Origin of the sequence: Marinomonas sp. 5E14-1, assembly GCF_039939215.1 — a bacterium.
Lineage (GTDB): Bacteria > Pseudomonadota > Gammaproteobacteria > Pseudomonadales > Marinomonadaceae > Marinomonas.
Genome location: NZ_JBDXMW010000013.1, coordinates 48,680 through 70,101, shown reverse-complemented (window position 1 = coordinate 70,101; position 21,422 = coordinate 48,680). Strand labels below are relative to the sequence as shown.

The window sequence follows — 21,422 nt, the reverse complement described above, 5'->3', positions numbered from 1 at the left end:
GCAATACTCCAAAACACAAATCAAACAGTTACTATCGAACTACCGAGTAGTTTTTACCTTCAGAGCGAGCCAAATCAATCGTCACAGTTTGGCCACCAAAGCCATGCAGATTGCACTTTGCTCTAACGGTAACCAAGTTATTATCACTTGGAATGTTTACACCACATACACTGCGAGTAAATGGTTGCTCGTTATCATGAGGGTGAAACAATACTCTCTCAGCTAACACATCGCCTTTTGAACTAACAACTTGCCAAGCGTCCGCATAATGCTCCCAGCCTTCATCATTATGGCGGACTTGGGTATTAAAGCACCAAGTGCCGTTCGCACTTTGCGTTGCTTTAACATATTGAACTTGTGCGTAATCTAATGAGTTATGCACAGTGTCAGAAGCAAAGGCAAGCGTCGTCATGAAAAACAACAAACAAGATACGCCAAATATTTTCATTTTAAGCACTTTCTATTTAGAGACAGAAGAGGAAGATAACGCCGATAGAACACCCGATACTTTCTCAATTACTTTACCGCAGCCTTCCATGTTGTGGACACTTTTAAGGTATATAGGATCATAATAAGACAACCACACTTGTTGCCTATCATCTTCCGTCACTAAGACTTTTAAAGGCAAATCCAAGCCCATAGATTGCTCGCACTGCATCAACAATGTGCCAACTTTCGGGTTACCAAAAATGATTAATTGAGTAGGTCTAAGATCCAAATCAACAGCTTCTGCATTTTTCTGGTGATCAATACGGGCAAAAATATTCAGACCTTTAGATTCAGCAATCGCAGTAAATCGATCGGCTGTTTCTTGAACGGAGTGAGTGCTTTGCATTTTCACCATATTTTCAGCGGCATTTAAAGAGAAAGACACCGACAAAACCAAAGCACCGAGTGATGTTAACTTGATCATAAAATATATCCTTTTAAAACAGTTCATATTATTTTTTTAGTTTTCCTGTTACCAGATAACATTAGAGCCTCTTACTTTAAAAGCATCACTGTTATGCATGCACATTAATTCCTTTTTCAAAGAAATTTCTGACGCTTTCACATAGACAACCAATCTTATATTTTTTCAATTAAGTCCTACATCGATAAAACTACAAAACGATTACATATCAATTCTTGTACAAACGAAAGAATATAAACGATAATCATTACTATATAAATAATGGTTTATCTTATGCAAACATCACACGAGCCTACTGACTCGATAAAAACAGTCACAACTAGCAAAACGCTTTTCAACAAACGCATGTTTATTCCTCTTGCGTTAGTCGCTCTTTGGCTTATCCCTGAGTTTCAGGATATTATTTACACTTTATTAGCGGAAGCATTCTTACAAGTATCCGCTTTTGTCGCACTGACATTAGCCTTGTATTACGGTGTGAGTCATAACCTAAATACATCCAAGCTACAAAACTGGATGCAGGAAAAGAGTCATCGTGAAATCATTTTTGCAGGTTTGATGGGCGTTTTACCCGGTTGTGGTGGCGCGATCGTCGTGATCACTCAATACACTCAAGGAAAAATTCGCTTTGGCGCTGTTGTTGCCGTGCTCACCAGCACAATGGGTGACGCCGCATTTCTGTTAATTAGTCAGCGGCCTGAAGACGCTATTATTGTGCTTTCGATTAGCATAGTGATCGGCATTATATCTGGACTTATTGTCGATGCTTTTCTGCCTTCACCTAAGCCAGAGTCCATAAAGAAGGCAACTCAAACGCCAGTCTGCTTACTACAAAATCCAAGTCTTTTTGAAATTTGGATAAGCCGTATGAGTGTGGCGTTCTGGTGTTTACTTATCATACCAGCCGGCATTATTGCTTTATTAGTTGCAGCACAATATGACGTAAATACTTTATTAGCGTTACCAGAAGAATCAATCGAGTCTTTTGGTGCTCTCGCTGGCTTTATCTGCCTTTTGCTTTGGGCCTTATCTGCTAAAAATGACAGTTACTCAGAACTGGCAAAAGAAAACGATAACCTATTACCAAAACACTGGATCCGCAAAGTGGCGCAAGACACCCAATTTGTCACAAGCTGGGTTGTAGTGGCGTTTGTTTTCTTTGAGTTGATTCTGTATTTCGCTGGGGACGATTTATTTAGCTCGCTAGAATATTGGGGGAGCGCAACCATACTCTTCGCGACCGTCATTGGATTACTGCCTGGATGCGGTCCACAAATCATGGTGACCGGTTTATATTTACAGAATGCGATTCCCTTATCCGCACAAATTGCCAATGCAATAAGCAATGATGGCGATGCGCTGTTTCCTGCTATTGCGTTAGCTCCAAAAGCAGCTTTACTTGCCACCGTTTATTCAACCATTCCTGCATTAATCGCAGGTTATGGGTATTACTGGTTAGTAGAACAAGGACTATAAAAAAAGCGTATCTAAGTTTTCATTAGATACGCTTTCATTTTTTGTTGCTACTTTGCTTTAGACTGTTACTTCACAACGAAATAATTAATGTCTCGCTTCAACTTATCAGACAACTGTTCAAGCGACACAGCCTCTTCCGAATTACTCTTCAATGAAAGGCTGCTTTCTTTCGCCATATTGGCAACTTCTTCAACACCTTTTGTAATTTCCTCAACAGTCGCAACCTGCTCTGAAGTGGCTTGTACAACTTCTAACACTTTTTCTAACGAGTCATTTGCCTGAGTTTGAATATCACTCAATAACTGGTTAGCGTCACTCATTAATTGTAAACCGTGTTCAACTTGTGGCACCGTTGCTTCCATAGAGACAACGGAAGCTTGAGTATCTTCTTGAACCTGCTGGATCATCTTCTCAATATCGCCTGTTGCTTCACCTGTGCGTTTAGCAAGCTGTCTAACTTCATCTGCAACAACAGCAAAACCACGACCATATTCTCCCGCTCGCGCCGCCTCAATAGCAGCGTTCAAAGCTAGCAAGTTTGTTTGATCTGAAATACTATAAATAACATTAACAATGTCACCTATTTCACTCGTACGCTCTTGCAAAATATTCACTTGGTTCACAGTTGCTTTTACGGTTGTAGAGATTTTCTCGATCTCTCTGGCAACATCTTGCACTGCCGCTCGCCCTTTCAAAGAAAGCTCTGCTGTTAACTTAGAGTTACTTTCTGTTTGCAGTACGGTGTCTGCAACCGAATTAATACTATTGCTCATTGCAGCCAAACTGTTAACCGCTGAACTGGTATAAGAAACTTGATTTTCCGCTGCAATCAAAGCTTGCTGAGAACCAGAAGCAACAATAGAAGAACGATGAGACAACTCATCTGAAGAACTCATAATGCTATTCACAGTTTTCTCTAGCTGGGTTTGCATGATTTGCACAGAAGACATCATGCTGTCATCACAACAAGAATCAATTTTTCCTGTTAAATCACCTTTCGCTATTTTTGCAATGACGCCAGCAGCTTCTTGTGGCTCACCACCAACAGAGTTGCGAATTCTTACACTAATAAAGTAAGCAAGAGAAGAACCGATGCAAAAAGCAACGGCCGTTAAAGCAATCATCCAGCCAGAAAAGCTACTCGTTACTTCGCGAACTTCCACCGTCGTGGCTTGGTTACTTGCTTCTTCTAAATCGATAAACTGGTTAATCGTCGCAAGCCATTCAATGAAAGCAGGCTTGGCCTCAGTTAATAATAAATGCGCAGCTGCTTCTGTATTATTATCCGCTTGATATTTAATAATCTGCTCAATCAAAGGCACTGTTTTTTGTTCAATGCTCTTAATTTTGTTGTAGATAGCAACTTCTTCAGAAGACATGGTTATTTTGGCAGGCGTAAGTAATTGAGCAGACATTTGATAGAACTTATCAAGTTCCTTAATCTCGCTTACCGTTTCATTTAGCTCTTTTTGATTACGGGAGAAAACCACATCTCGAATGGCGATAGCTCGATCATGCACACTACCACGGAAGTTAATGGCATAGCGTTGTTTAACCGAATTGATGTCGTTTATTTGTGTAATTGATTCATTAATGAAATTAACTCGATGAATCCCAATACTCGTCAAAATCAACATCATTAGTAATACACTAGCAAAGCCTATTGTTAACCTTTGATTAATTGTCAAAATTTATAACCTGTAAATACTTTTAGTTTGAAAAATCATTTTGAACGCTACTTACCGAAATAGCGAATTCCAAAGCGCTTTTAAGTAGTCTTATGTTATCCGTTATTCAAAAACCCGCAGAGCAAATTGTAGTAGCTTTTCAAGCTTTTTTAATATTAGTTGAAAAGAACCTAAGTACCTAATTTATCGAAACTATGTTCTCCATTAAAAAGCAAAGTTCCATCACCTATATAAAATCAAACAGGTCAATTAAGCAGCTTTATATCGAACCTAACAATAGCGTATTAGATTACAAACTTTTCAAAGCGGCCATCAGCGCATCCATTTCTTCATCGGTGCCAATCGTGATTCGAAGGTGATTACCAATTCTTGGTTTTTTACCAAAGTAACGAACCAATATACCCTGCTCTTTTAGTGCCAAATAAATGGCTTCTGCGTCTTTTTCTGGATGAGTCGCAAAGACAAAATTTGTCGCTGACGGAACGATGTCAAAACCCAGCGCTTCAAGCTCTTTTATTGAACGTTCACGTGTTGCAATGGTTTTCTGGCAAATATCCTGTAAGTAAATTTCGTCTTCCACTGCCGCCGTCGCACCAGCCAAGGCGATACGGTCAATCGGATAAGAGTTGAACGAGTTCTTCAAACGCTCTAACCCTTCAATCAGCTCAGGATGTCCTAATGCGTAACCCACTCGAATACCCGCCAAAGCACGGGATTTAGATAAGGTTTGTACCACCAATAAATTTGGATATTGGTTAACTAAAGCCGCTGCACTTTGGGCGCCAAAGTCCACATAAGCTTCGTCCACCAGAACAACAACATCTGGGTTGGCTTTCAAAATGTATTCGATGTCTGCTAATGGTAAAGCTTTACCCGTCGGTGCATTTGGGTTGGTCACAACAACACCCGACACATCCAGATTTTGATAATCCGCAGGCACAATATCAAAGCTCTCATTAAGAGGAATCAACTGAGGCTCAATACCATACAAACCTGCATACACTTTATAAAAGCTGTAAGTAATATCCGCAAACGCCAATGGCTTGCCACCAGCAAAATAGCCCATAAACGCCAAGGCAAGCACTTCGTCCGAGCCATTACCTACAAATACTTGATTAGCCTCTAGCGAGTAACTCTTCGCCAGCGCATTTTTTAATGTTACGCAATTTGGATCAGGATAAAGGCGAAGACTTTCACTCACTTGTACCACCATAGCAGACAAAGCTTTTGGTGATGGCGAGTAAGGACTCTCGTTGGTATTTAATTTTATGTATTTTTTATCTTGTGGTTGCTCACCTGGCACATAAGGGTCAAGAGAAGCAATTTTATCTGTCCAAAAACGGCTCATGGCTACGTCCTATATCGAATAATATTTTCTTATATAAGGCCTAAAACAAGGCTATAAAATAGAAAGTAAAAGCAAAAAAATAAGGCCTCAATAGAGGCCTTAGTAATTCATTAACACACTATGAACTGGCCTAAGATTAATCCTGAGGCTTCATATGTGGGAACAACAACACATCACGAATAGATGGCGCATCCGTGAATAACATTACTAAGCGATCAATACCAATACCTTCACCTGCTGTTGGCGGCAAACCGTATTCTAAGGCATTGATGTAATCTGCATCATAATGCATGGCTTCATCGTCGCCAGCGTCTTTTTCTGCTACTTGGCGCTTAAAGCGTTCCGCTTGGTCTTCTGGATCATTTAACTCCGAGAAACCATTAGCAATTTCACGTCCACCGACGAAGAACTCAAAACGATCGGTAATGAATTCATTATCGTCATTACGACGAGCCAAAGGCGACACTTCTGCTGGGTATTCTGTGATGAAAGTCGGCTGATCCAATTTGTGCTCAGCGGTTTCTTCAAAGATTTCTGTCCAAAGTTTGCCTAAGCCCCAAATCGGTTTCACGTCGATTTTTAATTTTTTCGCGACGGCCGTCGCACTTTCAACGGTTTCCAAATCTTTCGCAGTTAATTCTGGGTTGTAATGCAAAATAGACTCAAGCATGGTCATACGAACAAATGGCGCACCAAAATCGTATTCAGAGCCTTGGTAAGTAACCGTCGTTTTACCTAGTACTTTCTCAGCGACAGTGCGTAGCATGTCTTCTGTTAAGTCCATCAAGTCTTTGTAATCTGCGTACGCTTGGTAGAACTCGATCATGGTGAATTCTGGGTTATGACGCGTTGACGTTCCTTCGTTACGGAAGTTACGGTTAATCTCAAATACACGCTCAAAACCACCCACAACCAAACGCTTCAAGTAAAGCTCTGGTGCGATACGCAAGTACATGCTCATATCCATTGCGTTGTGATGCGTAATAAATGGACGCGCTGTCGCACCACCTGGAATAGTTTGTAGCATAGGCGTTTCTACTTCCATGAAACGACGATCTTCTAAGAAACGACGAATAGTAGAAATGATTTTAGAACGCATTTGGAAAGTATCACGAGACTCTTCATTCACAATCAGATCGACATAACGCTGACGATAACGCATTTCCATATCAGACAAACCATGATGCTTATCTGGCAACGGACGCAAAGACTTAGTAAGTAATTGCGCTTCTTGCATATCAATATACAAATCACCTTTACCAGATTTATGCACAGGACCTGAAACACCAATGATATCGCCTAAATCCCATGTCTTTTGATCAGCAAGCAACTCAGGAGACAAGGCTTTGCGGTTCACATACGCTTGAATTTGACCAGTCATGTCTTGTAGCAACATAAAAGCACCACGATTACGAACGATACGACCCGCAATACTAACAACATGGTTTTTTTCTTCTAAATCTGGCTTTTCAATCTCGCCAAATTCCGCTTGTAAATCCGCTGCGTAAGCGTTTGGGCGAAAGTCATTCGGGTAGGCATTACGCTCTTCTCGAATAGAAGCCAATTTAGCGCGACGTTCCGCCACTAAACGGTTGTCATCAGATTGTGTGGATTCTGTGCTGTTTTCGTTAGCCATGATTTGCTATTACTCTTTAATATTCAATATATGTTAAAAATGGGGTCGGCGTTTTATAAGCCCTGCTTTAAACTTGCAACAATAAACTGATCTAAGTTGCCATCCAGCACAGAACCAGTATTGGAGCTTTCAACTCCTGTACGTAAATCTTTAATGCGTGATGCATCCAATACGTAAGAACGAATCTGACTCCCCCAACCAATATCCGACTTACTGTCTTCTACTGCTTGAGCCGCTTCCGTACGCTTCATCATTTCAAATTCATATAACTTTGCGCGTAATTGTTTCATCGCAAAATCACGGTTAGCGTGCTGAGAACGCTGGTTCTGACATTGCACAACGATGTTCGTTGGTATGTGGGTAATACGCACGGCAGAATCTGTCGTGTTTACGTGCTGACCACCAGCGCCAGACGAACGATACGTATCAGTACGAATGTCCGCTGGATTGATTTCAATCTCAACATTATCGTCAATCTCAGGCGAAACAAACACAGACGCAAAAGATGTGTGTCGACGGTTGCCAGAATCAAAAGGCGATTTACGCACCAAGCGATGCACACCAGTTTCGGTTCTTAACCAACCAAATGCGTATTCGCCTTCAAAGCGAATTGTCGCAGATTTTATACCCGCAACATCACCTTCAGAGACTTCCATCAGCTCAACTTTAAAGCCTTTGTCTTCGCCCCAGCGCAAATACATACGTAATAAGATATTGGCCCAATCTTGGGCTTCTGTACCACCAGAGCCAGATTGAATATCTAAAAAGGCGCAGCTCTCATCCATTTCTTTTGAGAACATACGACGGAATTCTAATTTAGCCAAAGACGCTTCAAGCTCTTCTAATTCGGCTTGAACGGCTTCAACAGAATCTTCGTCATTGTCTTCAACAGCAATGTCTAATAATTCTTTGGCGTCGTTCACACCCGCGTCCATATTGTCTAATGTTTCAACAATGGCTTCTAATGAAGAGCGCTCTTTACCAAGTTTTTGAGCGTAATCTGGATCGTTCCAAACATCTGAATCTTCCAGCTCACGGTTAACTTCTTCTAGTCGTTCTTTCTTTGTATCGTAGTCAAAGATACCCCCGAAGCGTTAAAGCACGTTCAGAAAGGTCTTTTATCTTTGAAAGTATCGGATTTATTTCCATATTGGCGTCAATTTGCTATAAACAGTGTGAATAAAAGTAATTACGAATTGTAACGAATTTACTCCCAGCATAAAATGCTATTCGCTACCCAATAGTGGAAAAACAGACCATTTTTTTGGGCTTTGCAGTCAAATGGAGTCAATATGGATAAGCCAACGGTTTCAGTTACCATACTGGGGCAAAGTTATAAGATAAATTGCCCCAAAGGGCACGAAGAAGATTTGAAAGAAGCGGCTGATTATTTAAATGACCAAATGATTGATATGCAATCAGGCGGGAAAAATATCCCTCTTGAAAAGCTTGCCGTACTCGCTGCGTTGAATATTACTCACGATATGCTTTCAAGCAAAAAATACGCTCGAGCGAATGAACAACTATTACGAGAACTGACATCACAACTTGATAACGCTTTGACGCATCAACAAAATTGATCAATGAGTAATCATCAATCGTTTACTCCTTAATCTACTTTTTTGATTACAAGTTAAATAACACGAATTTTCTTCATACACCCTAGACACCAAACAGGAGCACTAAGTGATTTCCAGTACAAATTGCTCTATACTCCAATCTGTTTCCTGGGTTGTTCGAAGCGGCTTAACGCCCTTGAGCCTATGAGTAATACCTCGGAAAGAACCTGTTGGTTTGGTGTGCATGTCCGTGCGTCGGAAAGCCTAAAGAGTCACAGTTCTTTCCACCTTGAACCACTGGGTTCAAGGCCAATAGCCGAAACGGCAACTTGGGAAACTCCTTTATGCCTTCACATCTAAACCACAGACAAACACTTCGTCGTCAATTGCGCCAAGCTAGAAGAAACCTCTCTTCAGTTGAGCAGTGTCTCGCCGCAGAACACTTACTCGAAAGCTTTAAACAATATTTATCGAATACCGATGCTCCAGAAAGTAAAGTCATCAAAAACGTGGCCTTATACTTAGCAAACGACGGAGAAATTTCCCCTCATGTGTTGTGCCAATACTTCTGGCAACAAGGTATTAACACCTATCTTCCTGTTATTCAAAAGAAGCAGTTAGCATTCGCATCGTATTCTAAAGCAAGTATTTGGCAAGAGAATATCTACGGTATAAAAGAGCCCATGACAAAAGATTATCTAGCCAAAGAAAACTTAGATATTATCCTTTTGCCCTTGGTCGGATTTGATGCTGACGGTGGTCGTTTAGGAATGGGGGGCGGTTTTTACGATAGAACCTTTGAAGGTAAAAAGTCTACAGAAAGACCTTTGCTGATTGGTTTGGCCCACGATTGTCAACAAGTAAAATCTCTACCAATAGAGAGCTGGGACGTTCCACTACAAGCCTTTATCACACCAACGCAGGTCATCAAGATATAAATTTAAAAAACGAAGCTGTAACCCATAGAGAAAAAGGCACCTGAACTCCCAGAGTCATTCTCTGGAGCATAAGCAAAGTCCACATCCAAACGTCTCGACAAAGTCATTCCTGCTGTGTAATAGGTTAGTTCATTTCCTACTAAATTCTGCCTGACTCCTGCTCGAATACCTGGGATCAACAGGTAGTCACTAAAAAATGACAGCGATACGACACTCCACTGATACTCATCTCCCAGTGGATCTTTAATCGGGTTTACGTCGTAAGAGCCACCTAAAGAAAGATGCTGATCTTTACTTTTTATCGCCGCATCAATGGTCATTTGTGCTTCCATCTTATAGGTTTCATTAAGATCAATATCACCTCTCGAAGCAAAATTTACCGCAGCATTGCAATTCGTTAAGTCTACGCCGGTTAAGCCAGAGCAATTCCCTATTTTCTCGTACTTAAACGTTGGCTCATTAACATTAGAAAGTGTCATCCCTAGTTGGAAATTACGCCTTACTAACAAAGCCCCTAAATCCAAAGAAACACCGGTAGAAACTTTATCGCGACTAACGAAAAAATCACCATAAGACACAGAAGGATCGTCCTCTTCAGCCAACACAGTGAGTTTCTGCCCTAATGCCAAACGATGAAAGTTTAAACGCCCGCCTAAAATTACAGTATCAGTAGAACTTCTCGAAAACATAGTGCTATAACCCAAACTTAAACGATAATCTGACGCCCTTTTTATATAAGCAGCAGTGTTAGTTTCAGCAGAAGCACCACTCACATCAGCCATAGATAAAGAAGCCAAATCCGTTACAGCGACAACGCTATCCAAACCAGTTACGGTTAATCCATCAGCTAAAATACTAGCTCGGCCAACAATAGATGCACTAGCATCTAATGAAAATACGTTTCGGCTTCTGGTTTTATATACAATCGGGGTAAATGGGGCTTGAAGTGTAATGGCTGTTTTAGCATAAACAGTATCACTTATATCCGCTATCACTGCATTCACATTAGCGACAGTTACATCTATACCATCTAGTAAATCCTCAGCAATCTCAACCGCTTTTGCATCGGCCTCTGCTTGAGTGAACACACTACTGCCAAGATTATTTTGGATATCTTGTTCAAGCGTGGCGAGGTCATTAGCAAAATCATCTAAAAATTCAAAGTCTAATGCATCAGAAAGATCATCAATCTTATTGTTCAATGTACTAACACCACCGCCTTCTACCGCGATACCAAGCGGACCAAGAAAACCAACTCGAAAGCCTTCGAGGTTGGCCATCAAATAACTTGATGCAGGATTCCCAGAAGCAGTAGATAAAGCATGGCGATTACCGTAGCCACCTAAGGTTATGCTGGACCCAATCGGTTGATATAAATACATAGATGCGAAGCTTGTTGTACAAAAGAAGCCCAAAAAACCAAAGAGCAAGTATTTATTCATACAACCACAACATCCATAGATTTTATTTCTCATATAGGTAAGAAAAAGTATTTTTCTCAACATATTTAATCCAAAAATAGAAACTAACAAACCTAATAATTAGATTTTAACCATAATTAAAAAGAAGCATTGTAACCAAGTGCAATATAGTAACTGCGTGGTGTTTCATCACCGTTGTCATCATCAACTTTATCTAGAGCAACAGCAACATCTAAGTTTAAATGTTGTGAAAAGGTCAAACCTACCGAGGAGTAACTTAATTCAGAACCCGCTAAGTTTTTTCTAAAACCGATACGAATACCTGGAAAAACTTCCGAGCTCCCATAGTAAGACAATGACGCAGTGGCCCATTGATAACGATCCTCAACAGCATCTTCAATTGAATTAAGATCATATGAGCCCCCTAGCATCCACCTCTTACTTAGCGTTGAAATTGCAGCATCAATTGTTGCTTGCATTTCCATTGTATAAGAGGAAGTTTCAGTTATACCATAAGTGTATGATGAGCTATTTTGAATAATAGAGGGCTTTTCGAACACAGGTTCATTCAAGTTAGCAAGAGTCAAACCTGCCTGAAAATGGTGTGACATCCAAATAATCCCAAGGTCAACACCAACGCCTGTACTGCTGATAGAGTCATCTGAAACGGCATTAGAAATGGCATCCGCAGCATCATTATCCTTATCATCTAACTCTACCAGAGCACGCCCTAAAGACATTTGATGTAAATTAGCCTTTATGCCCCCTACCCACATACCGCGAGAACTTTCCGATATAGATTGGCTATACCCTACTCCTACGCTAAAATCAGTCGCTGTTTGAGCATAAAAAGAAGTATCAGTAATTAGCTCACTTCCTATCCGTAAAAAAGTTCCCGATAATAAGCTACCCTTACTAATTACGGACAGGTTTGCATCTAACATGAAAGCGCCACTGTTCCGAGTTTTATAAATAATTGGCATAAAAGGAAGCTGCATACTAAGTGACGTTTTCACATATGCGTTATCACCTATTTCGGCAAGTAATGTATTCGCTTCATCTACTCCATTTTTAGCATCTTCAAGATCCACATAATTTGCATCTACGATTTCTTCCAAATTTTCGACCTGATCCTCTAAGTCACTCACAGCTCCTATTTCAATACCAATACTTAAAGGACCAAGAGTACCCGAGCGAAAACTGCTATCACTAACCATAAAATAAGGAGAGGCAGGATTAGAAAGTGATGTTACAAGTGCCCGTTGATTTGGCATGCTACCTAATGTAAAACTCGCCCCTATTGGCTGATTCACTGACATTGCCGAAATTGTGGCTGAACTTAGCAAGCCAATAGGAATCAATAAAAGCTTTTTCATGATCTAATTCTTCCTTAAGAAATATAAATAAATAAGCTAGCGGCTTCATTCCATATAAATATTTGGCCGCTAAGCAATAAAATTTAGCGAATCTAAGACATACCTTATACAGTTACTCGACCATTGACCTAGCACCTATAAGCTTTATTTTCCAACACCATCGGCTCACACTTTTTAAAAATTCTGTTAAAGGTACCGCGAATTTCTAAAAAATTATCGATCACTTTACAGAGCTTTTGCTTTAATTAGAATGCAGCATTATAACCTAGAGCGATGTAGAAACTACGTGGAACTGTCTCTCCATCTTCACTTTCAACTGTATCCAAGGCAACAGCAAGGTCTAAATTAAAACGCTTAAGTAAAGTCAGACCTGCAGACGCATAGCTTAATTCAGAGCCTGCCGTATTTTGGCGGAAGCCAACTCGAAGACCAGGTAAGAAATGAGAATCGCCATAATAAGACAAAGAAGCAGCTACCCACTGATATTCATCACCAAATGCATCCTCTACAGGGTTCACATCATATGAAAATCCTAAAGTGACTTGCTTCCCTGAGGTCGTAATGGCAGCATCAATCGTCGTTTGCATCTCCATAATGTAAGTCTCATTTGAACTTATACTATACTCATCCGCAACATCATTAGTTGTAATCAATACACCATCAAATTCAGGTTCATTAATATTGGCAAACGTCACACCAGCTTGATAATAGTCAGATAACCAAATAAGCCCAAAATCCAATCCAATCCCCGTACTACTTACAGAGTCATCTGAAAGTCCATCGGAAATTTCATCTCCTGCATCATAATCGTCGTCTCCATTATCATCTAATGATGCCAAAGCACGACCCAAGGAGATTTGATGCAAGCTGGCTTTTACACCACCAACCAACATTCCGTGAGAGTTTTGCCACATTGACTGGCTATAGCCTAGTCCAATATTTAAATCCGTTACTGTTTGAGCATATAGAGACGTATCAGTATTGAAATCTTCTTCTGTACTATCGTATTCAACTTCACTAGCTAACAAACTTGCTTTAAGTGAGCCAGAGATACTCACATCCAGTATAAATGCACCATTATTTTTTGTTTTATAAATAACTGGCATTAGAGGCACTTGCATACTAACTGAAGTTTTTACATAAGCAGAATCACCAATTTCAGCTAGAATTTCGTTAGCGCCATCCGCAGCACCAGCGCCAGCTGTAGTGTCACTACCATAATCTGTATCAAGAATATCCTCTAAACTTTCAACTTGATCTTCAAGGTCACTTACATCGCCAAACTCTACACCTACGCCAAGTGGTCCTAGAATACCAAAACGGAAACTGTCATTATCTTGCTCATTAACCATCAAGAAAGGTGCGGCAGGGTTACCTAAAGCAGTGGAAAGCGCACGCTGGTTTGGTGAGCTACTTAATGTAAAACTTGAGCCTACAGGGTGATTAACTGGCATAGCCGCCATAACAGCTGAACTCAATAAAGTAGTGGACATTAATATAAGCTTTTTCATGATTTGATCCTTCCTATACCTTAGCTACTCAAAAAGTTGGATGATAAAAAAATCATTACATCTTAGTGATTATAGACTTACTCTTTACATAATCTCTACACAAAGAGCGCTTTTATGCATTATTGAGATAGAGGTACATATAAAAAGAGTACTCATCCGTGATAGATACATAAAAAAACCGCAACCTATATTGAATAAGTTGCGGTTTTCATTAAATTTTTAATTCTTATATTAAATGCTTTATCAATCTACTTAACTGTCTAATAAGCTTAACTGATGCCTTAATTTTTCCAAGTCTTCTGGCGTATCTACGCCATGCATAGGTAGCGTATCAGCCAAAGCAACTTGCACTTTAATGCCTTGGTGAAGAAAACGTAGCTGCTCTAATTTCTCCCAGCGCTCCAAAGGTGACATCGGCAAATCGGCATATTTTGCCAGTAAACTCGCTCGATACACATATAGGCCAATATGTCGAAGTGCTGGAAATTCACTAGCAAGTGCTTTTTCTTCCGCGAATCCGTCTCTATCCCACGGCATAGGAGCTCGGCTAAAGTAAAGTGCCCTTTGTTGTGCATCACACACAACTTTAACCACATTAGGGTTAAACAGATCTTCCGCTTTATCGATTTTACAGGCCATGGTGGCCATCTCAGCTACATCATCACTATTTAGCGCTAACACACTTTTATGAATTAACTCAATAGGTAAAAACGGCTCATCACCTTGCACATTGACAATAATCTCATCCCCATGCCACGCCATTTTCTCGGCCACTTCTGCAAGGCGTTCAGTGCCATTTTCATGGTCATCACGAGTCATCACCACGTTCGCTCCGAAAGCTATCGAGGCATCATAAATAACTTGATGATCAGCCGCGACAGTCACTGTTTTGGCTCCGGCTTTTAAAGATAATTCATAAACCCATTGCAGCACAGGTTTACCGCCTAAATCGGCCAGCAGCTTTTTAGGAAAACGTTGAGAGGCATAACGAGCAGGAATGACAATATGAAAATCTGGTAAAAGTTTTGTGCTCTCAAGTGTTGTCATTATTTTTCAAACTCCGGTTTCTGCGCTAATTCATAGGCTTCTTCTAAAGACATGCGTGTAGATAAAATAAGATCCGCAACTTCTCTTGCTACGCCTTCTCCCGCTGATTTGTGTAAAACGATTGGACAATGGCGTTGTAATAAAACGTGAGCATCGCCAGGACACAAAGCAACACCAACTTTAGACATCACTTGCAAATCTATTACATCATCACCAATATAAGCCGCTTCGGTAGGATCAAGATGCAAACGAGCGATTAAATCGTCAAACGCTTCTGCTTTATTATGGCAACCTGGATAAAAATGATCGACTTTTAGGTCCTTCATTCGACGTCTTAACGGTGCGGAATCTTTAGCTGTAATGACAGCCACTTGAATCCCCCATTTAGGCAGCAATTTCATTGCAACGCCATCTTTCACATTAAAGCATTTAATGCTTTCGCCCTGATCGCCATACAACAGACGACCATCGGTCAGCACACCATCCACATCAAACACAACCAGCTTAAGCGACTTAAGCTGGTTCACCAATGAATCATCATTTTGCAATGCGGGGTAGAAGGAAAGAAAAGTCGAATCCATTATTTATGCGCTCGTGTCTAATTCTTCAAACGTTTTCACTAGCTCATCAAGCTGCTTCATCTGCTTCAAGAAAGGCGCCAATTTGCCTAATGGTAAAGCGCAAGGACCATCACATTTCGCACTGTCTGGCGTCGGGTGTGTTTCTAGGAACAAACTTGATAGCCCCAATGACATACCAGCACGAGCAAGCTCTGTTACTTGAGCGCGACGACCATCTGCGGAATCTTCTCGACCGCCAGGACGTTGCAATGAGTGCGTCACGTCAAACATGACTGGGTAGCCCATTTTTTTCATTTCACCAAAACCAAGCATATCAACCACTAAATTGTTGTAGCCCATCATGGTACCGCGCTCACACAACATTAACTGATCATTACCCGCTTCTTGGCATTTTGTCAGTATGTGCTTCATTTCATGAGGCGCTAAGAATTGTGCTTTCTTTATGTTGATTACGGCTCCCGTTTTCGCCATCTCAACCACTAAATCTGTTTGACGAGATAGAAAAGCTGGTAATTGAATCACATCAGCCACTTCAGCCACTGGCGCACATTGATAACCTTCGTGAACATCCGTAATGACAGGCACATCAAAGGTATCTTTGATTTCTTGGAGAATTTTCAAACCTTCTTCCATGCCAGGTCCACGAAAAGAATTAATAGAAGAACGATTGGCCTTATCAAACGAGCCTTTAAATACATAAGGAATATCTAAAGCTTGCGTCACTTTGACATGCTCTTCCGCTACTCGCATCGCTAAGTCACGAGACTCTAGAACATTAACACCGCTGAATAAAACAAACGGTAGATGATTGGCAACTTCAACTTTGTTGCCGATTTTAATAATTTTTGATTCTTGAGACGTTAATTTTTGAGACATAGTCGCTCCATTAAAATTGCAATTTGCACACCCTAAGCAAAACAGAGCAGCAAGATAGATATCATTATTTATCGATCATAAATTTCTAAAATACCAGACACTTTATGAGCATCATCCACAACAATTAACAACGTAATTTTATCCCGTAACATTTGCTCTTCTGCTTGTACTATCATGACATTTTCATTGATGGTTTTCGGGTTTGGTGTCATTAAGCTTGTCATGGTTTTCTGTATCATGCCTTCACTTTCTTTCAACATAGCACGACGCAAATCACCATCGGTAAAAATCCCTAATAACTTTTCTTTCTCTTGAATTAAAACCACACCCATGCGCCCATGTGTCATAACTGAAATTGCTTCTTTCAATGTCGCTGTTGGGGAGCATACAGGTAAGTTTTCCTTATGCATTAGGTCTTTTACTTTGGTTAACAACTTACGACCTAAGCTCCCGCCAGGATGAAAACGTGCAAAATCTTGTGGCTGGAAATCTCGACACTCCATCAAAGCAACGGCCAAAGCATCACCCATTGCCGTTGTCATGGTTGTCGATGTAGTGGGCGCTAGATTATTCGGACAGGTTTCTCTGTCTACCGAAATATCCAACACGCAATCGCAATGCTTGGCTAAAGTGGAATTCATATTGCCGACCAAAGCAATACTTGGATTACCAAAGCTTTTCAATGAAGGTAACAGTCTCATCAGCTCTTCTGTTTCACCTGAGTAACTGATTAATACCAACACATCTTCTGGTTGAATCATGCCTAAATCGCCATGAAACGCTTCTCCAGGATGAAGAAAAAAACTAGGCGTTCCAGTAGAAGCAAAAGTCGCTGCGATTTTTTTACCAATTAAGCCTGATTTTCCCATTCCACAGATAATGGTTCTGCCTTTACTGGCAAGAATCATACGAACAGCTTTGGCAAATTCATCTGTGACTTGATTCGATAGATTAGTAAGAGCTTGAGCTTGAATAGATAATGTGCGCTGAGCACTTTGGATAAGGGCGTCTGAGTGGGTATTATTCGTCGTTAAGTCGCTCATAAAGCCTCTCTGCTCTCCATAATGAACGTAAAGTTCCGTCATTATACAGAGTAGAAAGTAAATCGCCTACCAAAGAGCAAGCTTTCTCAGCTTACTCTAGCGATAGGCGAAACACATTAGCCTAAGCAGCTAAGAAATTGACCGTTCAAGGTACTTAAAAATGTGAAGTAAGCATCTTTGCTAAGAGGAATTTCACTGCCTAGAGGATCTAAAACAGCCGTTTTCACGCTAGTGCCATCTAACAAGGATTTGACAATGCCTGGGCTAAATTGCGGTTCGCTAAATACACATTGAACTTTGTTTTCTTCAATTTGATGGCGAAGCTCTGCAACTTTCTTTGCTCCAGGTTTACGCTCTGGGCTAACTGTTACTTCGCCTGCATTATTCAAACCATAATGCTCTTCGAAGTAAGTATATGCGTCATGAAAAACGATATAAGGTACTTTAGAAACCTTATCGAAAGAGTGACGTATCTCGTCATCTTTTGCAGACAAGTCTTTATCGAATGCTGCTAGGTTAGCTTTGTAATATTCCGCGTTTGCTGAATCTAAGTACACCATACGCATTGTCACAGCTTCCGCCAAGACTCTAGCATTATCAGGCGACAACCAAACATGTGGATCAACACCTTCATGACTGTGTCCTTCATGACCACCATGATCGTGCTCATCATGATCGTGGTCGTCGTGCTCATCATGATCGTGGTCGTCGTGCTCATCATGATCGTGGTCGTCGTGCTTATCATGATCGTGATCGTCGTGCTCATCATGATCGTGGTCGTCGTGCTTATCATGATCATGATCGTCGTGCTCATCATGATCGTGATCGTCATGCTCATCGTGGTCGTGGTCGTGGTCGTGGTCGTGGTCGTGGTCGTCATGACCATCTTCACCAAAGTTATGAAGCTCCACTCCTTTCAGAGTAAGCCACTCAATAGAGGACTCTTCTTTTCCTGCGTTTTTAAGTGGTTTCTCTAGGAAATTTTCTAGTGATTCGCCCACCCAAACAACAGTATCTGCATTCGAAATTTTTCGAAGATCGGATGGTCGCAACGCGAAGTCATGAGGTGATGCTGTGCTTGAGACAATTTGTTGTATTTCCGCTTTATCGCCAGCAATGGCTGCCACAATCATAGAAACAGGGCTAATACTTGTCACAATTGTTGGTTTTGCTAAAGCAAGAGGAGATAAGGCAGAAACGCCTAATGCAAAAAAGAGTTTATTCATTATTGGGTACCGACTAAGATGTTATAACATAACAGTACGATATAAAAAAAAGAGATTCAAGTCATTTAACTAAAATCTCTCATAAATAAACCATGTTTAAAGCATTAAAAAATACAACAATCAAACAAGTTGCGATGCTTCCAGTTTAATTGGTCGAACCATTAAGCCAGCTCTTTGCCCGACAGGTAAATTTGTATTAGGAAAAACAATCGCATCGCCTGTTTTCTCAACCTGATACTGACTCCTTTCTGAACGAGCTAAAACATAATCTTCCTCAAATTGAGTAAAGTTTTTCACATCATCAGCAATGCTTAATTCATAGCTTTCATCATCTTTTATTAAAGCCTCAAGTACTGAAAAAACTTGTAAAGTAGTCAAAGGTTTTTGTGCCAAAACACCTTCTTGTAGTAATAAAACCAAACTGCACTCTAGATCATGAAATCGTGACAAATCATTTTGGCCAAACGGATGAACCTTCCCAAGCTCTACAGTAAAAGCATGAGCGCCATGAGCAGCATGACTATAATAAGAAAAAGTCGTAGTTGGTTGATGAGACAGCAACACTGCCTCTATCCCGCTAGACGCTAAAAAGGCCAATTGCTCTTTGTTATAAACGGCCGTTTCAACAAATGGATGCACAACAAATTTTTCATGCATAGATCCTCGAATAGCAGTGTGTAAATCATAATGCAACCGAACTTGCTCTCCTTGCTGACTTTCTTTTTGATAAAATTCGCTGACGGCCGACTCAAGTTGTTGCGCCCTATCGGCTTCAAAACCTTCGTGGTTTTGCCAAGCTCCACTAAACAATCGGTTTAGGTTCACTTCACAAAAGCGTTTTGAGCTGTTGGCAGCGATAGGATTCCCAATCAACACAAGAAGTCGAATATTTAATGTTAACTGACCTTCAAGAATCAACTTAACAAGATTATTGAGTAACTCTATCGGACCCGTTTCATTACCATGGATTCCGGCAGATAAAACAAGATTTATAGAAGACGCTTCTGTTGGCTCAAGCCTTAAGATTCCAGTATTTTCAACAAAGGCTGTACCACTTGAAAAGGTAAAATGAAAAGGGGGAATTTCTTTTGGATTGGCCAAGGTTAATGCCAAAAAGTCATTATTCAAAATAGTCATTTTTTCCTTAAAGCCACTCTTTTAAAATAAAAAATAGAAGGCTTATCATACTATTTTTTGCAATTTCACACGAAGCATTCAAGACTTTCATGCATAAAACACAATAATAGGTCGCTTTATTTATACTTCACAAAGCCAGAAACGAATAACAAGAAAGCAGAAATCTTTTCTTTCAAGTAAAATGCCGATACCCTCTTTATTTACAGCAATGTTTTCAACAAATCGAGTACTTTATGCCAGTGAATGACGAAGTCATTATATTAGTCGATCAACGCAACAACATCATTGGTGATGTACCACGACGCAAAATGGATTTTAGCACCGACTTTCATCGCGTAACCTACATTTTTGTGTTCAATAAAGCCGGCAACCTACTTGTTCAAAAAAGAGCCGCTAACAAAGCCTTTTGCCCCAACTTTTATGGCATAACAACCGGAGGCGTTGTGGAAAAAGACGAATCCTACATAGACTCAGCGCACCGAGAATTACAAGAAGAGCTTGGCTTTGATGCGCCGTTAGAAAGCCGAGGCATTTTTCTCACCCAAGGAGAAGGTTTTAACATTTGGGGAAAAATCTTCGTCTGCTACTATGATCAAGAAGAACATGGAGAGCTCATACTCCAACAAAAAGAAGTCGCTTCAATCCATGAAATGAGTGTTGATGATATTTTAACCAACTCAAGGAGTTTGCCTTTCACGCCTGACTCTTTAGATGCTCTACGACATTTTACAGGCCAACTAACACAAACCAAATCAGATGACCCGCTTTAACTTTTTATTTTTATTCCTTTTGTTCGCTCTCCCATCCCTTGCTCAAGAGCGTTGGCAAAGCGATCAATATATCCAAGACAGTTTCATTAAAATTGCACTGGAGCGTGAATACAAAGAAACAAAACACCCAAAACTCATACGCTGGAATCGCCCCATAAAACTGTTCTTTGAGAGTGAAAGCGGAGACAGTGAACTGCAAAAAGAGTTACTAAGTGTCCACGCCAAGCACCTTTCGTCCATCACAGGTTTATCGATTGAATTTACAGATAACCTAAAAAAAGCAAACATGTTTGCCATCTTCACTCATTACGAAAACATGGAAAACAAGGTTCAGCAGTATATTGGCGATCCTGAAAAAATTCGTGCAGCTCTGAATGAAGCGATATGTCTCGGAACATTTAGGCGAAACTCACGTTACGAAATAACAAAAGGCACCATTATTATTCCCGTGGATTATGCACGGGAAAAAGCTCGCTTTTTGGATTGTATCGTTGAAGAAATTACTCAGTTACTCGGACTACCCAATGATTCTGGCGATGTTTTTCCCTCGATCTTTAATGACGTTAGCATTGATACTTACTTAAGCCCTCTCGACTATATTTTGCTCAAAGCCCTGTATTCCTCTGAGCTAAAACAAGGAATGGATGAAAAACAAACCAAAGCGGCGTTCCCATCCGTTTTAAAGAATTTACATGCCAATAAAAACATTGAGAATGCAGCACAGCAAGTGCAATTCCACAGTCTAAAAAGGTACCTAGGTGATTGATTATTCTTATAAATAGCCATTAACAAACCCTGCTATAGATCAATATTATTGGCCTTTTCAACGGGCTTCTCATAAATTGTATTTATTCCCTCTGCTTTTCCCTTATAAGT

General features: G+C 40.4%; 20 protein-coding genes and 1 other RNA gene. 6 read left to right on the top strand and 15 right to left on the bottom strand.

Translation table 11 applies throughout. From position 1 onward, the window contains the following. Positions 1 to 31 precede the first annotated feature (31 nt). Together ABFY09_RS12300 and ABFY09_RS12295 are read right to left on the bottom strand one after the other, a co-directional pair. Complete coding sequence (locus ABFY09_RS12300; protein WP_347984614.1) at positions 32 to 448, bottom strand: hypothetical protein; 417 nt, start codon at positions 446 to 448, stop codon at positions 32 to 34. A gap of 12 nt (positions 449 to 460) precedes the next feature. Next, positions 461 to 913, bottom strand: a complete 453-nt coding sequence (locus tag ABFY09_RS12295; RefSeq protein ID WP_347984613.1) for a DUF302 domain-containing protein — start codon at positions 911 to 913, stop codon at positions 461 to 463. Between the two features lie 273 nt (positions 914 to 1,186). Between ABFY09_RS12295 and ABFY09_RS12290 the strand changes: the two genes are divergently transcribed. After that, a complete protein-coding gene (locus ABFY09_RS12290) occupies positions 1,187 to 2,389 on the top strand; it encodes a putative manganese transporter (protein ID WP_347984612.1) in 1,203 nt (400 codons plus the stop codon). A gap of 65 nt (positions 2,390 to 2,454) precedes the next feature. On the opposite strand, the gene ABFY09_RS12285 is transcribed toward ABFY09_RS12290, so the two are convergent. The 4 genes from ABFY09_RS12285 to prfB form a co-directional block, all read right to left on the bottom strand. Then, entirely contained in the window at positions 2,455 to 4,077 is a 1,623-nt protein-coding gene (locus ABFY09_RS12285) for a methyl-accepting chemotaxis protein (protein WP_347984611.1), read from the bottom strand. A gap of 289 nt (positions 4,078 to 4,366) precedes the next feature. Beyond that, entirely contained in the window at positions 4,367 to 5,425 is a 1,059-nt protein-coding gene (gene hisC / locus ABFY09_RS12280; protein WP_347984610.1) for a histidinol-phosphate transaminase, read from the bottom strand. A 136-nt stretch (positions 5,426 to 5,561) separates the two neighbouring features. After that, the gene (gene lysS, locus ABFY09_RS12275) at positions 5,562 to 7,061 is read right to left on the bottom strand and encodes a lysine--tRNA ligase (RefSeq protein ID WP_347984609.1); all 1,500 of its coding nucleotides are present in this window, start codon (positions 7,059 to 7,061) and stop codon (positions 5,562 to 5,564) included. 53 nt (positions 7,062 to 7,114) lie between these two features. After that, positions 7,115 to 8,210, bottom strand: a protein-coding gene (prfB, locus tag ABFY09_RS12270; protein WP_347984608.1) for a peptide chain release factor 2 whose coding sequence is annotated in 2 segments (ribosomal slippage) — positions 7,115 to 8,137 and positions 8,139 to 8,210 — 1,095 coding nt in all. Because the reading frame shifts where the segments join, the coding sequence is not laid out codon by codon here. 143 nt (positions 8,211 to 8,353) lie between these two features. Between prfB and ABFY09_RS12265 the strand changes: the two genes are divergently transcribed. The 3 genes from ABFY09_RS12265 (at position 8,354) to ABFY09_RS12255 (ending at position 9,558) form a co-directional block, all read left to right on the top strand. Next, positions 8,354 to 8,641, top strand: a complete 288-nt coding sequence (locus ABFY09_RS12265) for a cell division protein ZapA (protein ID WP_347984607.1) — start codon at positions 8,354 to 8,356, stop codon at positions 8,639 to 8,641. A gap of 141 nt (positions 8,642 to 8,782) precedes the next feature. After that, a non-coding RNA gene (ssrS, locus tag ABFY09_RS12260) (6S RNA) lies at positions 8,783 to 8,960 on the top strand. 4 nt (positions 8,961 to 8,964) lie between these two features. Then, a complete protein-coding gene (locus ABFY09_RS12255) occupies positions 8,965 to 9,558 on the top strand; it encodes a 5-formyltetrahydrofolate cyclo-ligase (RefSeq protein ID WP_347984606.1) in 594 nt (197 codons plus the stop codon). Positions 9,559 to 9,560: 2 nt separating this feature from the next. Here the strand turns inward: ABFY09_RS12255 and traF (ABFY09_RS12250) are convergent, their stop codons facing one another. From traF (ABFY09_RS12250) to astE, 9 genes are all read right to left on the bottom strand, one after another. Further along, a complete protein-coding gene (traF, locus tag ABFY09_RS12250; RefSeq protein ID WP_347984605.1) occupies positions 9,561 to 11,000 on the bottom strand; it encodes a conjugal transfer protein TraF in 1,440 nt (479 codons plus the stop codon). Between the two features lie 116 nt (positions 11,001 to 11,116). Beyond that, positions 11,117 to 12,355: a conjugal transfer protein TraF gene (traF, locus tag ABFY09_RS12245; RefSeq protein WP_347984604.1), complete on the bottom strand. Its 1,239-nt coding sequence runs from the start codon at positions 12,353 to 12,355 to the stop codon at positions 11,117 to 11,119. A gap of 245 nt (positions 12,356 to 12,600) precedes the next feature. Then, positions 12,601 to 13,866 (bottom strand): conjugal transfer protein TraF, encoded by a 1,266-nt coding sequence (gene traF / locus ABFY09_RS12240; RefSeq protein ID WP_347984603.1) that lies wholly within the window; start codon positions 13,864 to 13,866, stop codon positions 12,601 to 12,603. A gap of 252 nt (positions 13,867 to 14,118) precedes the next feature. Further along, positions 14,119 to 14,913 (bottom strand): 3-deoxy-manno-octulosonate cytidylyltransferase, encoded by a 795-nt coding sequence (kdsB, locus tag ABFY09_RS12235; RefSeq protein ID WP_347984602.1) that lies wholly within the window; start codon positions 14,911 to 14,913, stop codon positions 14,119 to 14,121. Beyond that, entirely contained in the window at positions 14,913 to 15,494 is a 582-nt protein-coding gene (locus tag ABFY09_RS12230; protein WP_347984601.1) for an HAD-IIIA family hydrolase, read from the bottom strand. Before ABFY09_RS12230 ends, kdsB begins: the two co-directional genes overlap by 1 nt. 3 nt (positions 15,495 to 15,497) lie before the next feature. Then, entirely contained in the window at positions 15,498 to 16,370 is an 873-nt protein-coding gene (kdsA, locus tag ABFY09_RS12225) for a 3-deoxy-8-phosphooctulonate synthase (protein WP_347984600.1), read from the bottom strand. A gap of 68 nt (positions 16,371 to 16,438) precedes the next feature. Further along, positions 16,439 to 17,413, bottom strand: coding sequence for a KpsF/GutQ family sugar-phosphate isomerase (locus ABFY09_RS12220; RefSeq protein WP_347984599.1), 975 nt, complete (start codon positions 17,411 to 17,413; stop codon positions 16,439 to 16,441). A gap of 116 nt (positions 17,414 to 17,529) precedes the next feature. After that, positions 17,530 to 18,639: a zinc ABC transporter substrate-binding protein gene (locus ABFY09_RS12215; protein WP_347984598.1), complete on the bottom strand. Its 1,110-nt coding sequence runs from the start codon at positions 18,637 to 18,639 to the stop codon at positions 17,530 to 17,532. A gap of 120 nt (positions 18,640 to 18,759) precedes the next feature. Then, positions 18,760 to 19,776, bottom strand: coding sequence for a succinylglutamate desuccinylase (astE, locus tag ABFY09_RS12210; RefSeq protein ID WP_347984597.1), 1,017 nt, complete (start codon positions 19,774 to 19,776; stop codon positions 18,760 to 18,762). A 233-nt stretch (positions 19,777 to 20,009) separates the two neighbouring features. Between astE and ABFY09_RS12205 the strand changes: the two genes are divergently transcribed. Both ABFY09_RS12205 and ABFY09_RS12200 read left to right on the top strand, forming a co-directional pair. Further along, positions 20,010 to 20,546: an NUDIX domain-containing protein gene (locus tag ABFY09_RS12205; protein WP_347984596.1), complete on the top strand. Its 537-nt coding sequence runs from the start codon at positions 20,010 to 20,012 to the stop codon at positions 20,544 to 20,546. Next, a complete protein-coding gene (locus ABFY09_RS12200; protein WP_347984595.1) occupies positions 20,533 to 21,312 on the top strand; it encodes a DUF2927 domain-containing protein in 780 nt (259 codons plus the stop codon). The genes ABFY09_RS12205 and ABFY09_RS12200 overlap by 14 nt, the downstream gene beginning before the upstream one ends. The last annotated feature ends 110 nt before the right edge of the window (positions 21,313 to 21,422 follow it).

Excerpts from the sequence above, each read along its gene's own strand:
- ABFY09_RS12290 (WP_347984612.1), top strand. The coding sequence starts at position 1,187 with ATGCAAACATCACACGAGCCTACTGACTCGATAAAAACAGTCACAACT.
- ABFY09_RS12300 (WP_347984614.1), bottom strand. The coding sequence starts at position 448 with ATGAAAATATTTGGCGTATCTTGTTTGTTGTTTTTCATGACGACGCTT.
- kdsB (WP_347984602.1), bottom strand. The coding sequence starts at position 14,913 with ATGACAACACTTGAGAGCACAAAACTTTTACCAGATTTTCATATTGTC.
- ABFY09_RS12205 (WP_347984596.1), top strand. The coding sequence starts at position 20,010 with ATGCCAGTGAATGACGAAGTCATTATATTAGTCGATCAACGCAACAAC.
- ABFY09_RS12200 (WP_347984595.1), top strand. The coding sequence starts at position 20,533 with ATGACCCGCTTTAACTTTTTATTTTTATTCCTTTTGTTCGCTCTCCCA.
- ABFY09_RS12230 (WP_347984601.1), bottom strand. The coding sequence starts at position 15,494 with ATGGATTCGACTTTTCTTTCCTTCTACCCCGCATTGCAAAATGATGAT.
- traF (WP_347984604.1), bottom strand. The coding sequence starts at position 12,355 with ATGAAAAAGCTTTTATTGATTCCTATTGGCTTGCTAAGTTCAGCCACA.
- ABFY09_RS12220 (WP_347984599.1), bottom strand. The coding sequence starts at position 17,413 with ATGAGCGACTTAACGACGAATAATACCCACTCAGACGCCCTTATCCAA.
- lysS (WP_347984609.1), bottom strand. The coding sequence starts at position 7,061 with ATGGCTAACGAAAACAGCACAGAATCCACACAATCTGATGACAACCGT.
- traF (WP_347984605.1), bottom strand. The coding sequence starts at position 11,000 with ATGAATAAATACTTGCTCTTTGGTTTTTTGGGCTTCTTTTGTACAACA.
- ABFY09_RS12265 (WP_347984607.1), top strand. The coding sequence starts at position 8,354 with ATGGATAAGCCAACGGTTTCAGTTACCATACTGGGGCAAAGTTATAAG.
- ABFY09_RS12215 (WP_347984598.1), bottom strand. The coding sequence starts at position 18,639 with ATGAATAAACTCTTTTTTGCATTAGGCGTTTCTGCCTTATCTCCTCTT.
- kdsA (WP_347984600.1), bottom strand. The coding sequence starts at position 16,370 with ATGTCTCAAAAATTAACGTCTCAAGAATCAAAAATTATTAAAATCGGC.
- hisC (WP_347984610.1), bottom strand. The coding sequence starts at position 5,425 with ATGAGCCGTTTTTGGACAGATAAAATTGCTTCTCTTGACCCTTATGTG.
- ABFY09_RS12255 (WP_347984606.1), top strand. The coding sequence starts at position 8,965 with ATGCCTTCACATCTAAACCACAGACAAACACTTCGTCGTCAATTGCGC.
- astE (WP_347984597.1), bottom strand. The coding sequence starts at position 19,776 with ATGACTATTTTGAATAATGACTTTTTGGCATTAACCTTGGCCAATCCA.
- traF (WP_347984603.1), bottom strand. The coding sequence starts at position 13,866 with ATGAAAAAGCTTATATTAATGTCCACTACTTTATTGAGTTCAGCTGTT.
- ABFY09_RS12295 (WP_347984613.1), bottom strand. The coding sequence starts at position 913 with ATGATCAAGTTAACATCACTCGGTGCTTTGGTTTTGTCGGTGTCTTTC.